Origin of the sequence: Microcoleus sp. A2-C3 (assembly GCF_036706065.1) — a bacterium.
Lineage (GTDB): Bacteria > Cyanobacteriota > Cyanobacteriia > Cyanobacteriales > Microcoleaceae > Microcoleus.
On record NZ_JAUBVX010000013.1, the window covers coordinates 45607 to 60231 of the forward strand.

14 protein-coding genes are annotated in these 14625 nt (G+C 46.5%); 8 read left to right on the plus strand and 6 right to left on the minus strand.

Going from position 1 to position 14625, the window contains the following annotated elements; all coding sequences use genetic code 11:
* Window positions 1-4: 4 nt before the first annotated feature.
* Entirely contained in the window at window positions 5-1300 is a 1296-nt protein-coding gene (locus QUB66_RS09745; RefSeq protein WP_332967430.1) for an NB-ARC domain-containing protein, read from the minus strand.
* 398 nt (window positions 1301-1698) lie between these two features.
* Here QUB66_RS09745 and QUB66_RS09750 point away from each other — a divergent pair, with 398 nt between their 5' ends.
* Complete coding sequence (locus tag QUB66_RS09750; protein ID WP_332967431.1) at window positions 1699-2439, plus strand: hypothetical protein; 741 nt, start codon at window positions 1699-1701, stop codon at window positions 2437-2439.
* Between the two features lie 391 nt (window positions 2440-2830).
* A complete protein-coding gene (locus QUB66_RS09755; RefSeq protein WP_332967433.1) occupies window positions 2831-3280 on the plus strand; it encodes a PLAT/LH2 domain-containing protein in 450 nt (149 codons plus the stop codon).
* Window positions 3281-3552: 272 nt separating this feature from the next.
* Here the strand turns inward: QUB66_RS09755 and QUB66_RS09760 are convergent, their stop codons facing one another.
* Window positions 3553-3717 (minus strand): hypothetical protein, encoded by a 165-nt coding sequence (locus tag QUB66_RS09760; RefSeq protein WP_265237457.1) that lies wholly within the window; start codon window positions 3715-3717, stop codon window positions 3553-3555.
* Window positions 3718-3803: 86 nt separating this feature from the next.
* Here QUB66_RS09760 and QUB66_RS09765 point away from each other — a divergent pair, with 86 nt between their 5' ends.
* From QUB66_RS09765 to QUB66_RS09790, 5 genes are all read left to right on the plus strand, one after another.
* Entirely contained in the window at window positions 3804-5240 is a 1437-nt protein-coding gene (locus QUB66_RS09765) for a hypothetical protein (protein WP_332967434.1), read from the plus strand.
* Between the two features lie 467 nt (window positions 5241-5707).
* Window positions 5708-7282, plus strand: a complete 1575-nt coding sequence (locus tag QUB66_RS09770; RefSeq protein ID WP_332967435.1) for a chloride channel protein — start codon at window positions 5708-5710, stop codon at window positions 7280-7282.
* 69 nt (window positions 7283-7351) lie between these two features.
* Window positions 7352-8245 carry an Rpn family recombination-promoting nuclease/putative transposase gene (locus QUB66_RS09775; RefSeq protein ID WP_265237451.1) on the plus strand — a complete coding sequence of 298 codons (894 nt, stop codon included), beginning with the start codon at window positions 7352-7354 and terminating at the stop codon, window positions 8243-8245.
* Between the two features lie 41 nt (window positions 8246-8286).
* Window positions 8287-8766 (plus strand): J domain-containing protein, encoded by a 480-nt coding sequence (locus tag QUB66_RS09780; RefSeq protein WP_321161628.1) that lies wholly within the window; start codon window positions 8287-8289, stop codon window positions 8764-8766.
* A gap of 147 nt (window positions 8767-8913) precedes the next feature.
* On the plus strand, window positions 8914-9186 hold the full coding sequence (locus tag QUB66_RS09790; RefSeq protein WP_265237450.1) for a DUF3143 domain-containing protein: 273 nt from the start codon (window positions 8914-8916) through the stop codon (window positions 9184-9186).
* Window positions 9187-9298: 112 nt separating this feature from the next.
* On the opposite strand, the gene QUB66_RS09795 is transcribed toward QUB66_RS09790, so the two are convergent.
* From QUB66_RS09795 to lysA, 3 genes are all read right to left on the minus strand, one after another.
* A complete protein-coding gene (locus QUB66_RS09795; RefSeq protein ID WP_332967437.1) occupies window positions 9299-10045 on the minus strand; it encodes an isoprenyl transferase in 747 nt (248 codons plus the stop codon).
* Window positions 10046-10065: 20 nt separating this feature from the next.
* Window positions 10066-10959 carry a diadenylate cyclase CdaA gene (gene cdaA, locus QUB66_RS09800; protein ID WP_332967438.1) on the minus strand — a complete coding sequence of 298 codons (894 nt, stop codon included), beginning with the start codon at window positions 10957-10959 and terminating at the stop codon, window positions 10066-10068.
* 182 nt (window positions 10960-11141) lie between these two features.
* Window positions 11142-12560 (minus strand): diaminopimelate decarboxylase, encoded by a 1419-nt coding sequence (gene lysA / locus QUB66_RS09805; RefSeq protein ID WP_332967440.1) that lies wholly within the window; start codon window positions 12558-12560, stop codon window positions 11142-11144.
* A gap of 163 nt (window positions 12561-12723) precedes the next feature.
* On the opposite strand from lysA, the gene rimI reads away from it, so the two are divergent.
* Window positions 12724-13350, plus strand: a complete 627-nt coding sequence (rimI, locus tag QUB66_RS09810) for a ribosomal protein S18-alanine N-acetyltransferase (protein ID WP_332967442.1) — start codon at window positions 12724-12726, stop codon at window positions 13348-13350.
* A gap of 927 nt (window positions 13351-14277) precedes the next feature.
* On the opposite strand, the gene QUB66_RS09815 is transcribed toward rimI, so the two are convergent.
* Window positions 14278-14481 (minus strand): hypothetical protein, encoded by a 204-nt coding sequence (locus QUB66_RS09815; RefSeq protein WP_332967444.1) that lies wholly within the window; start codon window positions 14479-14481, stop codon window positions 14278-14280.
* Window positions 14482-14625: the final 144 nt, after the last annotated feature.

Here is a 14625-nt window from a genome sequence, read left to right on the forward strand (position 1 = left end):
AGTTTTAGATTGCGGTTTGAATCAAGCGTTCTATGATATATTCGACGATCGCAGGCTGTAGCATTAAAGTTGTTGGTGCGCTGTCATTGAGCGATCGCCGATCTTCGATGAGCGATCGCGCGGCCAGCGCCTCCAATGCTTCCATCAGGTCGCGTCCTGAAACTTTGGGCAAAATTTCAGCTTTTAGCCTCGCAGGAGTCGCTGCTTCTTGATTCATGGCCAACCAGTACATGATTTGTTGTTGGAGGGGAGATAGGCGATCGAACTGGCGATCGAGCAAATCCCACAAATCGCTAAAAACAGTATTTCCTTGCAATAAAAATCTCTGAATATCACCGCCAAAAAGTGTTTGAATAGTCGTGGCTGCAATTTTGATCGCCAGGGGATTGCCGCCAAAGTAATTGACAATATCTCTACTTTGTAGTAGCGTTGCCTTTAATCCTTTATCGGCGAGGATTTGTTTGCATACAGGCGGTGAAACTCCGAAGAGTTTGAGCGATCGCACGGGCAAATTTTCGCCCGATCGCACAGCGAACCCGCCCGGTTGTTCTCGCCCGGTTAAAATCAAACAACTTTGGTGCGATTCGTCAGCAATGCGCGCAATTAACAATCCGTAATCTTCATAGCCTTGTTGATATTGTCCGCTGCGATTTCCCCCTTGCAAAATCGACTCCAAGTTGTCGAGAATTAACACACAGCGTTTTTGCCGCCACTGTTCCATTAGAGCAGAAATAGAGTTATTTGTTGTCGCCGATGAATTAGTTAAAATCGGTAAAATATTGCTGAGAATAACATCTAAGGTTGGTGCTTGCTGCAAACTGCGCCAAATCACAAATTCAAATTGAGATTGAATTTGCTGAGCGAGTTTGACAGACAAAGAAGTTTTGCCGATACCGCCAATGCCAAAAATACCGATCGCACGGGTAGAATTGCCGCTAATCCAAGTTTCTAATGTTTCCAATTCCTGTATGCGGTTATAAAAAGAGGAAATATCGATCGCTTCTCCCCAATCTTGGATGCAGTGATCTGGTACGCTGCTATGCTCGTAGCGGCGCAAGACTGCTTGAAGATTTTGCTTTGAGACTTTTTCACCGATGATTTTAGAGATAATTTGCCACAAATGCGCACCGACTTGTTTAATATAATCGTGTTCGTAAAGTAAGCGATCGGCTATTTCTTGATAAGTATGTCCTTCCCAAGTTTCCAGAAAGACGAGGGATTGAATGTCATTGAGCTTTTGCTTTTTATTGGCGGATTGCAACAAAATGTCGATTAGGGCGATCGCCTCTTGTGCTTTCATAAATTGTCATTTGACCTATTCAGTATATTTACCGAATATTCTGAAGGGGGGTTGTTTTTCAGGATAGAAAACAAATTCATTAAATTAACCGCAAGGTAGTCCCTTTTATACTCGGCGGTTGAAACCGCATTTATACGAACGAATTCTGCCTTTACCTACTAATAAATAAAGGGGGTATTGAATCAGGATTTGGGATGAGGTTAATTCCAGAATCTCAAACTTGTGCTGAGCGTTGCCGAAGTATCTCAAATCTCAAATTGATTAAGGGAATTTACGTAAGTTTACAAAACCCTGTCACTTTTTCTCACCGGCAGGGCGATCGGGGTAGTTTATTCTTTGAATTAAGGCAGATCAAAAGCTGTTCATAGTTCAACTGCCGATTGTGAGAAAATAAGATTATGAAGAAACAACTAATAACGGGATTAACGTTGGCTGTATTGAGTTTTGGAATGGTTGTAGAAACTGTTAGCTATCAAGAGCCAAAGGCAGTAGCAGTTAATTTTCCAAATTTTGAGCCTGGTTTAAAGATTGAGGGCAATGTAGCTCAATTATTTATACCAAAGGATTTGATGGAAGCAGTCTTGACACAAGCCCTGAAAGTTAATGAGCAGCGTTTGAAAGATACAGCCTTTAATCGATTCACATTAAAGGGTACAAACTGCAATGTAGTAGGAGACAAATTGCAAGTGAGTGGGATACTCCAAGTAGAACACAGAGAACTGCTTGTCAAGAACCCTATCACAGGTAAGAAACACTACAGCCCTTGGATTTCCGTAAGTGGGCGGGTAACGCAGTTGTTTGGTATTCAAGTCAAAAATAACCAAACTATAGTCAGCAATATAGGAGCGCCTAAAATAGAAGGATTAGAGGCAAGATGGTATGCTGAACTAATTAGTTTGGCAGGTAGATATGTTGGCCCTTCACTTGCGCCTAAACTAACCAAGGAATTGAGTAATTTCAATGGATTGAATGTACGACAGTTTGCAATTGATAAAAGCACCCCTTTGATAGCTTCTAAACTTGGAATTACTCAAGATATTGTGAGAAAAGCTTTAGAGAAAAATATAGGTTCTATTAACGCAGGAATTAACAATCAATCAAATTTTGTACTTTCGTTCACTTTACCTCAATTAAAGTAAAGCCAGTTTGGAAATGTGAGTGGTGTGATATACGCTCTTAGGTAGATGCTAGTTGCTCCGGTAGCTGGATTACCGACTGATACCAAATCCGGGTTAAAAACCCCCTTTATCGCTTAAGAGGGAGAGAAGGGGAGAAATTAGCGACTAATCATCAAGGGTGTAGTAAACCCGGATTTAATATCACGTTAATTTACGAATTTACAAAGCGTTACAAAAGTCTGTTACTTTTTCTCACCGACAGGGCGATCGGGATGGTTTATTCTTTGAATTAAGCCAGAGAACAAGTAGTTCAGGCTATATGTAGGCGACCTGCTTATCAGATGTGTATCAATCGAAAAGAATACGGCTTTGTGTTTGAACACTGATCAAATTCAAGAGAGGCTATTAAATTATGGCAGACCTTATAATCGCTATCCGAACGGGAGACGTAAAAAAGGGGGGGACAGATTTTGATGTTGATGTACAACTTATCTACTCCGATGGCTCACAATCTAACTGGAAGACATTAGATAATCCTGGAGATGATCGTGAGAGAGGTAATCTGAACGTCTATCGAGTCGATGGAGGTTCAGGTGAAGTTGCCAAACTGTCAATGCGTGTAAAGCATGAGCCAGCACATATAAATGATGATGTGAGCTATGACGCTTGGTACTTGTCCTGGATTGCTGTTACTAGAACTAACCTGTCGGGTAAACAGCTTTTCTACAAACCTAATATGTGGGTAGAGGTTGCTCAAGGCGATCCCAACTGGCATGACGTGGGTCTAAGTAGTCCAGACTTATCTATTCCTGGAGAAGTAATTATAGAGATTACCAGTGCAGTTGTAGGCATTTTTGGCTAATTGTAGATTACAAGTAGCCTAACATTCGCTTGGAGCGGACTGACAAAAGACCTTAGTACATTGCGAATGTTGTTTGCAGCCGCTCAAGAGTTGAGCTATCGCAGCAGCCTGCGCGTTTGTAAAATCTGATTTGCTCCATGAGTTCGATCGCCAACAATATACCAAACTACTAGCGATAGCACCTCACGCCTTCATTTCCTCACCAGATAACGGGAAATGAAGGTTGCAGGCGCGATCGCCCTTTCCTCTGACTAATGACTGATGACCAATGACTAATGACCATTGCACCCCCGGCATTCTCTCGCTACAAGCAATTGTCGGACTTGATGCTTGACTGAGGAACCATTGGCTGCGAAAATTATTAAACTTGTAGTTGCTAAGCCGATCGCCCAAACAGTCATAATCCCGATCGCACTGACAATCTTTCCTTGTGTCATAGCTCTAAAATCTGCTATTTGTATAAAAATATACGCATAATTTCTAGTGTTGGCGATCGAGTTTTGTCCCGATCTTCTTTTGCCTTATGAAAAAAAACTTAAAACTTAAATTCCTGACGATCGCCCTGATTGCAAGCTTAGCAATAATCGGTGTCGGGTGCGATCGCCTTTTCAAAAAATCCTTTCAACTCCCCGCCTCAGCAAAACAAGAACCCTGGCCAGTACAAACAGGCCTCCGAGTCAACATCCTCCGCGACAACATCCCAACAGTTAATCGCATAGTTTTAGTACCAGACGAAGCCACATTCTTAGCAGCAATCCAAAAATGGAATCTCAAAGGAAACTGGCCCATTCTCATCGAAGACAAAAAATACACGCCGATGTTTTTGGAGCGCTTCCAACCCGAAGAAATCGTCCGTTTGCCGAGCATCAAACAGCAACTCCCAAAAGGTCAAAAACTCCAACAATTAATGCTCAACAGCGCAGCAGCAGCCTGGAATGCCACGGATGCTCAAACCTTAAAAGCAAAATGGAACTCACTAGGCTGGGAACCCCCAGGAGTAGTAATCACTTCAGAAAACGACCCCGCACGTACAGCAGCAGTTGCCTTAGCAGCCGCCCGCGGCCAACCTTTAGTATTTCTCGAAGGTAACTTCGGAAAACCCAACGATAACCTCAATGATGCACAGTGGAAAAATCTGCAAGCAGCGGTTACAAAAGCCGTCGAATCCACCGGATATTTTTACTCTCAACTCGGAGACCCGATCGACACAATCACCATTGTACGCCAACTAGCAGTAAAATATCAATCCCCCAAAAACAAAGACGAACAATGGGCTGTTACCGACGGTTTGGGAAGGCATCCCAACGGCGAACGGTGGGCCGCCGCCGGCTGGATTTATGGCGAAGAAGTGCGATCGATCTATCAAGCCATGTGTGCCATATTTCTCGATAGCGAAACAGCCATGCTTTATGACAGTTACCCCAAAGAAGGAAATTGGGCAAAATATGAAATGGAGTCAGCCGCTAGCGAACTAAAAAGCATAGGCTTGAATGTCGAATTAGTGCAGCAACCAGAAGCTAGCCTGCAAAAGTGGCGTAGTTTAGCATCAAAACCGTGGACATTTGACTTAATATTGATGAATTCCAAAGGCTATCCAAAATCATTTCAAGTCGGTAACGGCGATGCTGTAGTTGAAGACATACCAAAACTGCAATTTCCCGCAGCAATTCACATGATTCATAGTTGGTCAGCATCCGCTCCAGATGATGCAAATACCGTTGCCGGCAGGTGGTTGGACAATGGCGCTTACGCATATGTTGGTAGCGTTGACGAACCTTTGTTATCTGCATTTCTTCCACCTAAAATAATGGTCGATCGCCTAAAACGAGGCGCGCCTTTTTTAATCGCAGCCCGTCAGCTAGAATCCCCTCCCTGGAAAGTCGCCACCATCGGCGATCCGCTAATATTGATCGCCAAACCCAGACCCAGAATTTCGGCCGCGCAACAACCAATCAAGTGATTTTAGATTTTAGATTCTAATGCAATAAACATCTTGCCAAAATCAAAAATATCTGAAATTGCATCTGCGTTCATCCCCGTTAATCCGCCAACATCTGCGGTTTTCCGTGTGAATTCAAAAACCGTATCGTGGAATAAATCTAAAAGTCTTCAATTTTTCAATATAGTGAGCATACAATAATATCGAATCTACTGAGTTTCTTAATTTGTCATTTAAACCCCTCATCTGTTCCAAACAATCAGCCATAAAATACATCTTAATTAACATCATTCCCCCAAAAAACACAACTATATGCTCGCGCTCTCAAACACCAGATTCATCATTCATTCCCAATTCTTCAATTCTTCAATCTAAAATCCAAAATCTAAAATCGCATAGCTTGTCAATTCCCCTAAAATCACTCAAAATGAGAATAAGAAATAAAATGTAATATTTATCTAACTTCTCAAAGAAGAATTAACCGTTAAATGACAGCCACCCCTCCTGTGGATCTGCCGCCACCTGATCCAACCGCAGAAACTCCCGAATCCTCCCGCCTCAGCCCGCTGTTCAACCGCCTGCACCTTAGCCCCGAAACCCTCCTGCTCATCCTCTCCCTAGTCATTGGGGGAGTTACGGGCGCAGGCGTCGTCACATTTCACTATCTCATCCACTTCATCCACAGCCTGATGCTGGAAGACTTCATGGGCGCGATCGCCTCGAAAGGCCCTTGGACGCTAGCCTGCATTCCTACCTTGGGCGGAGTCATCATCGGGCTGATGCGCTGGCGGTTTCGGGATTTTGGCCCGAATATGTCATCGTTAATTGCAGCCACCCGCGGGCTGCAAGAACTCTCCCCCCTCAAACCCATCACCAAAATGGTGGCCGCCTCAGTATCCCTCGGCACCGGCGCATCCCTCGGGCCGGAAGCCCCCAGCGTTGAAATCGGCGCCAACTTCGGAATGCTGCTAGCTCAAGTCTTGCAGCTCTCCCCAGAACGGCAGCGCTTGCTCCTCGGCGCGGGAGCAGCAGCAGGTTTATCCGCCGGGTTTAACTCTCCCATCGCCGGAGTCTTTTTTGCCTTAGAAGTCGTGCTCGGTAGCACCTTTGCCACTTCGTCAGTCAGCGTTGTCTTGCTCTCTGCCGTAGTTTCGGCGCTGATCGCTCAAATTTGTTTGGGAGCTCAGCCGGCTTTTGCTTTGCCTGTCTACGATGTCCGCAGCCCCCTAGAACTGCCACTGTACATGGGATTGGGACTTTTGGCGAGCTTTGTGTGCCTAGCTTATACAGAAGCAATTCAATTTACCGATCGCTGTTTTCAAGGAAAAACCCGAGGATTTAGTTGGCTCGGACGACTGCCCCGCCCGTTTCATCCGATCCTCGGCGGCGCGATTGTCGGTTTAGTCGCCCTGCAATTTCCTCAAGTTTTGGGTGTAGGCTACGAAACAGTGGAAGCGATGCTGCAAGATGTGAAATTTTCCTTACCTTTGCTGTTGCTGCTGCTATTGGTCAAACTGGCGGTGACAGCAATCAGCCTCGGCAGCGGTTTGGTGGGGGGGATATTCGCTCCGGCGATGTTTTTGGGAGCTTGTCTGGGTTCGGCTTACGGCATCTTTTTGGAAATGATCCCGGCAATGAGCGATCGAGTTGCAGGCCCTGCTGCCTACGCAATGGTGGGAATGGCCGCCATCCTCGCCGGTAGCGCCAAAGCACCGCTGACAGCCATTTTGTTGATGTTTGAATTAACCCGCGATTACAGGATTGTGTTGCCTTTGATGGCTGCAGTCGGATTGAGCGTTTGGTTGGTGGAGTTTGTCAACCGCCGATCGACCACTCACAGCCTTAACCTGCACCAAATGGGCGTAGATGTCGCTGTCAATTCCCCGCTCGCAGCCAGAGAGCAGTTGCAGGATTGGGAAGATGTTCTGGGCGATCGGATTGTCACAGAACTAATTTCTTGCCAGCTTCCCATTGACGGCGAACAGAGCAGCGAAGAGTCTGAATTGGCGATCGCTAATGCACATTTGCCACAAGATGTCAAGCCTTTGTCGGAAACAAAATAAGCAGTTTGACAGCTCTCAAATCCCCTACTCCGTCACAAAACTAATAGCCAAAAACCTAAATATACAGCCATGATATTTATCAACCCAAAAACCGATTACGCCTTCAAAAAAATCTTCGGTTCATCAGAAAGCAAAGATATTCTGATTAGCTTTCTCAACGCCTTAATTTATGAAGGCAATTCTACCATCGAAGACTTAGAAATTATCAACCCAAATCTGCCGCCCAAACTTGAAGGCTTAAAAGATAGTTATCTGGATGTGAAAGCCAAACTCAAAGACGGCACTTTAGTCATCATTGAAATGCAAGTGCTCAACGTCCAGTCTTTTGGCAAACGAGTTTTGTACAATGCAGCAAAAACCTATGCTTTTCAATTGGAAGCAGCACAAGGATATCGATTGCTGAAGCCAGTGATTGCTTTAACAATTACGGATTTTGAAATGTTTGCTAACAGCGAAGAATGGATTTCGAGATTTGTATTCAAGGAAGTCAATAAAAACTTTACTTATCCCGAAAATGACCTGGATTTAGTGTTTGTAGAGTTGCCCAAGTTTACTAAAGGAGAGGAGGAACTTGAAACCTTAGCAGATAAATGGATTTATTTCATGAAAAATGCCAGAAGTCTCACATCAATCCCAGAAGCAATGGATAGCATACCCGAAATACAGGAAGCTTTTAATATTGCGAATCAATCCAAGTTAAGCCGCGAGGAAGTGGCAGATTTGGACAGAAGAGAACAGTTTATTTATGACCAACAGGGGGCGATTATGAAAGCAACTGAGGAAGGAAGGGAAGCAGGAATAGAGGAAGGACGAGAGGAAGGAAAGCGAGAACAGAAGCTGACGATCGCCCGACAGCTACTTTCACGCCTCGATGACGAAACCATCAGCCAAACCACAGGGCTGACGCTGGAGGATGTGCGGAATTTGCGATCGACACAGGCGTTGCCCCCAAATTTAGGCTAAAATGATCGAAAAATATTCATAACAAGCCTAGAGGCGCTGAGGTGAATCCTAACCAGGTAACTGCGAAAAACAAAAGTCAAAAAATCTCAGGAAAAACCCCCTTGGGTTCCGGTCATTACGGCTTGTTAGGGCTCCATCCTTCAGCCTCCGCGATCGAAATTCGGCGATCGTACCGGGAACTGAGCAAACTCTACCATCCCGATACCACCGACCTGCCGCCCTCCGTCGCCACGGCCAAATTTCAGCAGCTAAACAACGCCTACGCCACTCTCAGCAACCCAGAACGCCGCCTCGCCTACGACCTCAAAATAGGCTACTCTCGCGTGAACGTGATTCAGTCGCCCCCAGGCTTCAACACTCCGGTTTCTCGATCGCGTGAAAAAATTTCTAACTCGGTTTACCTAGACCCCACGGATCGCCCTCTTTCCCCAGGAGAAATATTCGCCCTGTTTATCATGGGAACTACTTTAGTCGGATGTTTGGTACTGGCGATCGCGATCGGCTTAATTCGCGGCAATTAAACAGTGTTGACTGCAAAAATTGGTTTGACGACGCACTCATAAGCCTCTGGGTGCGGTGTGCATCGCCCCACATATACTTCCCTCTTCCTTCTTCCTTCTTCCTTCTTCCTTCTTCCTTCTTCCTTCTTCCTTCTTCTATAAAATCCTATGACTCTTCCTTCCGCTGATACTCCTTTATACAGCCATCCACTCCCGGAAATCGAGCAGTGGCTAATCAGTCGCGGCTGCGAGCAAGACCGGCAAGAACTCCACTGCTGGCAGATCGATCGACCTACCTGGAAAGCAGAACTCTTACTCGATATCGACCAAATCACCGTCCGCTACATTGACGGGGGGGGCGACGGTAAAGACATTCAGCGAGCCTTCAAATACTCTCTCTCGCGTCACGACATTGAAGATGCCGTTTTCTCAGGCCCCTAATTTGATTTTAGATTGGCGATTTTAGATTTTAGATTGAGGAATACAGTTCAGAATCAACCTAATTGGCAACTGAAAAATTAATCTAAAATCCAAAATCCAAAATCCAAAATCGTTAGACTTTGCCAAATCTGCGGGTGCGTTGCTGGTAATCAGACAAAGCGCGGTGAAACTCCGATCGATCAAAATCCGGCCACAGCGTCTCAGTAATGTAAATTTCCGCATAAGCCATTTGCCACAGCAAGAAATTGCTCAACCGCATTTCCCCACTCGTCCGAATCAGCAAATCCGGATCGCAAACATCAGCAGTATACAAATAGCGTTTAAATAAAACCTCATCAATCTCCTCCGGCTGCAACTTGCCTTCTTGTACCTGAGTGGCGATCGCCCGACAAGCCTGTACAATCTCCTGGCGGCCGCCATAATTCGTCGCCACCCGAAACAAAATCCCCCGATTGTCCTGAGTTGCCGTCACAGAACGCTCGATTTCCGCCTGCAAAGACCTTGGCAAAGCCTCCAAATTCCCCATAAATTGAATTTGCACATCCTCGTCCACCATCTCCCGCAATTCTTGTCGCAGCTTCCCCTCAAACAAACTCATCAAAAAATCCACCTCTCCGGCCGGCCGCCCCCAATTCTCCGTCGAAAAAGCATAGGCCGTTAAAGCTGGAATCCCCCAATCTTTGCAGCAGCGCAACAATTCCTTCAGGGCGCTAGCCCCCCGGCGGTGTCCCGCAATCCGCGGCAACCCCTTATTCTTAGCCCAGCGCCCGTTACCATCCATAATCACTGCTATGTGCTTAGGCAGTAGTTCTTGTTGTAGATCCGCAGGCAGCTTTTCCAAGCAAATTCCTTGACTCATGGTTTCTCCCGATTACCCGACTAACGGCGCAGTATCCGCTTTAACAGTGTCACTCCCTTCAATCCTATCTGCCGTCCGAAATTGCCGATCGGAATTGGAGCCACAACTCTTTCTCCCTCCGACGGAAACAGCTTTGCTTCCAGCAATTCCTTAAGTTTGCTGCTAGTCAAAGGTCGATTTAACATTCCCATCTGCGCCAGAGAAATCGAACCCGTTTCCTCGGACACCACGACGCACACGCAAGCTTGCACCCGTTCGGTAATCCCCATCGCCGCCCGGTGGCGGGTTCCCAACTGTCGCGACGCGCTGCGATCGGACAAAGGCAAAATTACCCCCGCCGACACGATCCGCGAAGCTCGAATCAAAACGGCACCATCGTGTAGCAAAGTTTGCGGCTGAAAGATTGTCTGCAACAATTCCTTAGAGATTTCAGCATTTAGCTTGACTCCGGGCACTGAAAAATCCCGATCGTCGATCGGAGAATCTGTTTCTACAATTAATAAAGCGCCCGTGCGGTTTTGCGAAAGTTCTTTTACTGCGTCCACAATTTCATCTATTACGCTGTCCGGTGCGGGAGTTGGTCGGCGATCGCGTCCAAACAATTGTCTAATTTCCCCCCGCCCTAATTGTTCCAGAAATCGGCGAAACTCCGACTGCAATATTACCGCCATTGCCACAGCAGAACCTGTCACCAAGCTGTTGAGGGCAACGTGTAACAGCCTCAATCCAGCCCAGTTGCTCAGTGCCGTCGCCAGCATCAAAATAATAAATCCCCGTACCATCCACAGCGTCCGGCGCTCCCCGACGATGACGAGCACCAAATACGCAAGCGTAAATACCAGTCCAATATCGATCGCCTGAACCAATAAGGACTCAACGAGGCCAAAGTTATAGCCAGATTGTTGATTGTTCATGGTTCATCGAACGCTACCGCCTGTGAACCGCGAACCGTGATGCACTCGAACCCGTGAACCATGAACAGTTGTTATTCCAATCGCGTGACTAAACAAGCCAAAAGTAAAAAGTTAAAAGACAACCATCAAGAAATCAAAATGAATTATCTTACTTTTTACTCTTTACTTTTTATTTTTACTTCTTACTTTTGAGTTCCGAGTCGCTCTGGAAGGCGATCGAGCCTCAGCAAATCCTGGTAAGTTTCCCGCTGTAAAATCGTGTTAACTTCCCCATTTTTCACTAAAACCGCTGCCGGTCGGGGTACTCGATTGTAGTTAGAAGACATACTGTAATTGTATGCTCCTGTAGCCGTAACTGCGAGAATATCTCCGGCCTGACACTCTGGCAATTTAGCATCTTTAATCAGAACATCGCCTGACTCGCAGTGTTTCCCAGCAATTGTCACTGTTTCCGTTAAGGGATCGCGCATTTTGCCGGCTGCGAGGATTCGATACACTGATTGATAGGTAATAGGACGCGGATTGTCCGACATTCCCCCATCCACGGCTAAATACGTCCGCATTCCCGGAATTACTTTTTTAGAACCTACGGTGTAAGCTGTAACGCAGGCTGTACCGACGAGCGATCGCCCCGGTTCGCAAAGTAATTTGGGTAATGGCAATTGCTGCCGCTCGCAAGCTGCTACCACTGCGGTGCAAATTGTCCGAGCCCAATCATCAATGCTAGGAGGATCGTCCGTCTCAGTATAGCGAATGCCCAACCCACCGCCAATATTAATTTCTGTGGCAGGCAAATCATAACTTTGTGCTTTTGTCAAGGCCTGAATTATGACCTCGGCTAAGTCGTCGTGGGGTTGCAGTTCAAAAATCTGAGAGCCGATGTGAGCGTGCACTCCCACACAATATAATGACGGCTGTTCGCTGATGAACTTAAATACTCGATCGAGCGAATTGGGATCGAAGCCAAATTTACTGTCGATTTGGCCGGTTTGAATATACTCGTGGGTGTGACACTCAATTCCCGGAGTAAACCGCACCATAATTCGTATCGGCCCACCGGTTTTACTGGTGACACCCAATTTCCCCAACTCAGAAAGAGTCTCTAAATCCTGCCAATTGTCGGCTACGGTAGTGCAGCCGCTTTCGACAGCTAGCTGTAATTCCTCGCGGGACTTGTTGTTACCGTGGAAATAGATTTTGTCAGGGGTAACGCCGGCTTGCAGTGCAGTATGGATTTCGCCGGCCGATACTACATCTATTCCTAAACCTTCCGAAGCTGCGATCGCGCAAACCGCCAAACAACTCCAAGCTTTAGAAGCATAGAGCACTTGAGTTTCGCCCGGATAGTAACGTGCAAAAGCATCCCGGTACTGGGTGCAAGCCGCCCGCAGCGTTTCTTCGTCTAAAATGTACAGTGGCGAGCCAAATTGCTCCACCAAAGCAGTCACTTCGCAGCCTCCGATTTCCAGCCGATCTCGGCTGTTAACGCGGGCTGTCAGCGGTAAAAGTTCTTGATTGGGCGATCGACTTGAGAGGGCCTCTTGAGACTCAGACAGGTACTGAAGTCCAGATTCCACCCTGAGAGATTGAGTTGATACCATCGGCGCAATAACTATCCTTGGTGATTATTCATTTTTCAGAAGTCCTTAGCCGGCAGCGAACAGTCGCTGCTGTAGACTAATGTTTAGAGACTGATTAGCAATTACTCGACAATAGCAAAAAAAACTAATCGCTACTTTATTTTCTAGTGTACAATTTACTGCCGTGCGTTTTCTAGAAATTAAACAGATCGCCGCCGAACACCTCAACAGTGCGGTCGAGCTCGATCGCCTTTGTTTTGGCGGACTTTGGACGATCGAAGGCTACAGGCGCGAGTTAGGCAGTCCTAACAGCGATTTATTTGGTTTGTGGACATGGGAAACAGCAGACTGCGCCTCAGAAAAATTGGATAGCGCACTCGATCCTTTTGATATTTTCTCCCCTCAAAACCGGGCGAACACCGGGGCACCGCCCATAGAAGCAACCCAAACGCTGATCGGCTTGGGTTGTTTGTGGGCAATTTTAGAAGAAGCTCACATTACCATTTTGGCGATCGATCCGCGCTTTCAAGGTCGGGGCTTGGGACAAGCTCTGCTTTGGGCCTTGCTCAAATCGGCTTGTGACAGACAATTAGAACGGGCAACTTTAGAAGTGCGATCGTCCAATTTAGCAGCAGTGGCGCTGTACGAAAAATTTGGATTTCAAGAAGCAGGAAGGCGCAAACGATACTACGAAGACACGGGAGAAGATGCTCTGGTGATGTGGCGCAGTGGCATGGAAAAACAGGAATTTCAGCAATATTTGGCGGTTGAGAAAGTGCAAATTTGCGATCGGCTGCGGCGGAATAAATGATAGCGGGCGATCGACCTTTGGCCGTTTTGAATATGATTTTGTGCAGCTTTTAACCTCAAGTCCAGTCAATCAAACGCGATCTCGTGTCCGGTCGATTGATCGCAATAAGATTGGTTCGTAGTGTGGACTTTAGTCCGCAGAATGGGGAGCATCTCAGTTTTGCAAAAAGCATTTTTTTATTATAGTGCGAGCGTCCCCGCTCGCGTATTGTAGGTAGGAGCGAGCGGGGACGCTCGCACTAGAAATGCAAAACTGAGATGCTCCCCAGGTTTAACTCCTGTTACCTATACGGCCAGTGATCTTGACGAATTCCCTGACGCTCCTGTTTTGGCTTTCGAGAACGGAATTCCCACTCAATTTGGTTTCCAAGTTATTTCTGGAAATGACGGATTTATGTTCGCAGATCCCAAGGCATTTTTTTTATTCTTGCGAAATGGAACTATTGGAGGCGATGGGGTTGTGACTAGACCTCTTGCAAAAATCTTCAAGTCATAGAGCAACCGCAGATATCGGGCAGATAAACACAGATTGACGCAGATGGTTTCAGGGTATTTTCGGATTTTTGCAAGAGGTCTACTTTAGAAACAACCAACGAATCTCCTCCTGTACAATAGAACGCCTCCCCCTTCGCCTCATTGTTGGCCTTTTTGGGCTTGGGTGCAGCTCATTTGTGGAGTCTGTGGGCTTCGGAACTAGACTTCCCGACAATCTTTTAGGCTTGATTTTGATTCGGTTTTGTAGAGACCGCTGTGAATTTTAAATCCTCAAAGTTGAGGAATGCTACTTGAGAGCTAAGCCAAGCGCGTGACAATTACACCGGACGCACTCCTGACCAAAGAAACCGGGTTTTTCAATTAATTTGATGGCTACAGCGAAGATTTTCTGCAAAAACCTGGTTTTTGACCTCCCCTGCGATCGCGCAATGGATTAACATCGAAAAGCTCGATCGCGCCCGTAACACATAACTCTCGTGAAGCAACCTCTACACACTTCTCGATGTATGAATTTACGATCGCGCTCGATCGCAAAAAACATTGTGCTAGAATCCATCAATACGTAGTCGTAGGTTGGGCACAGGCCGAGAAGAGCAATCTTCTGGCAGTCTAGGGGAGGTTGTAGGTCAGCCACCATTTGGGTCTTCCCAGTTGAAAGCCACCCTGCAACATGAGCCTGGAATCTGCAACCGCAGCCGAGTGCGGCAGAGCGGTGGGAGTGTCGCGCTAGAATTAGCATCACGAGTTAAAACTCGAACAAAAACGCTCGTTGTGCGAGCGT

Coding starts and splice junctions, on each gene's coding strand:
- QUB66_RS09745 (WP_332967430.1), bottom strand. CDS start 1,300: ATGAAAGCACAAGAGGCGATCGCCCTAATCGACATTTTGTTGCAATCC.
- QUB66_RS09750 (WP_332967431.1), top strand. CDS start 1,699: ATGAAGAAACAACTAATAACGGGATTAACGTTGGCTGTATTGAGTTTT.
- QUB66_RS09755 (WP_332967433.1), top strand. CDS start 2,831: ATGGCAGACCTTATAATCGCTATCCGAACGGGAGACGTAAAAAAGGGG.
- QUB66_RS09760 (WP_265237457.1), bottom strand. CDS start 3,717: ATGACACAAGGAAAGATTGTCAGTGCGATCGGGATTATGACTGTTTGG.
- QUB66_RS09765 (WP_332967434.1), top strand. CDS start 3,804: ATGAAAAAAAACTTAAAACTTAAATTCCTGACGATCGCCCTGATTGCA.
- QUB66_RS09770 (WP_332967435.1), top strand. CDS start 5,708: ATGACAGCCACCCCTCCTGTGGATCTGCCGCCACCTGATCCAACCGCA.
- QUB66_RS09775 (WP_265237451.1), top strand. CDS start 7,352: ATGATATTTATCAACCCAAAAACCGATTACGCCTTCAAAAAAATCTTC.
- QUB66_RS09790 (WP_265237450.1), top strand. CDS start 8,914: ATGACTCTTCCTTCCGCTGATACTCCTTTATACAGCCATCCACTCCCG.
- QUB66_RS09795 (WP_332967437.1), bottom strand. CDS start 10,045: ATGAGTCAAGGAATTTGCTTGGAAAAGCTGCCTGCGGATCTACAACAA.
- cdaA (WP_332967438.1), bottom strand. CDS start 10,959: ATGAACAATCAACAATCTGGCTATAACTTTGGCCTCGTTGAGTCCTTA.
- lysA (WP_332967440.1), bottom strand. CDS start 12,560: ATGGTATCAACTCAATCTCTCAGGGTGGAATCTGGACTTCAGTACCTG.
- QUB66_RS09815 (WP_332967444.1), bottom strand. CDS start 14,481: ATGGTGGCTGACCTACAACCTCCCCTAGACTGCCAGAAGATTGCTCTT.